This window comes from Erwinia sp. MYb416 (assembly GCF_037479575.1).
In the GTDB taxonomy this organism is placed as follows: domain Bacteria; phylum Pseudomonadota; class Gammaproteobacteria; order Enterobacterales; family Enterobacteriaceae; genus Erwinia; species Erwinia rhapontici.
Genome location: NZ_JBBGYT010000200.1, coordinates 1 through 574 on the forward strand (window position 1 = coordinate 1; position 574 = coordinate 574).

General features: G+C 33.8%; 1 protein-coding gene. It reads right to left on the bottom strand.

Features of this window, described 5'->3' with window-relative positions; all coding sequences use genetic code 11:
• Positions 1-41: 41 nt before the first annotated feature.
• Positions 42-515, bottom strand: a complete 474-nt coding sequence (locus WH277_RS01875; RefSeq protein WP_339457277.1) for a hypothetical protein — start codon at positions 513-515, stop codon at positions 42-44.
• Between the last annotated feature and the right edge of the window lie 59 nt (positions 516-574).

The following is a 574-nucleotide window of genomic DNA, read 5'->3' on the forward strand; positions in this document are numbered from 1 at the left end:
CTGTAACTTGACTCCTCCGTTATTTTTAACTTTAAATATATTCATATCCCTGTACTTCCCTTGAATTTATTATATAAAAACAACCAAAGCTTCTCATCTTCCCACAGGAAGGCTGTCATTCTCCCTTGCAGGCTTGACGGATTATCAATATATTTATTGTTAATTTTTATGCATATTTCTTTTTTTGATTTTACTGATACGACTTTACCTGTTAAAACTTTATTTCCATTTAAATAAACAACAATGAATTCATCGGGTGATATATTTATATTTCTCGCGCTACTTTGTTGTAAGTCAAAGCACCCCTCATTTCCATCTATAGGCGTGCTCAACGCGATATTACCCACAACAGTGTTCTTTCTGATTATATGCTGACTCAAAAATAACAATGGCACGCAAATTACCACCATTAAAACCAGCATAACCTTCATTTGTTTCTTCCCTGAATCATCCAAAATCACGCCGTTAATATTATTTTTCTTTCTTTCTAAGACTTCTTTTCTAAAAACAGACATTGTGGATCGTTCCTGTTTTACAAAAGTATAGCTTTAACAACGCTACCGCCCTTGAGTGT

Excerpts from the sequence above, each read along its gene's own strand:
- WH277_RS01875 (WP_339457277.1), bottom strand. The coding sequence starts at position 515 with ATGTCTGTTTTTAGAAAAGAAGTCTTAGAAAGAAAGAAAAATAATATT.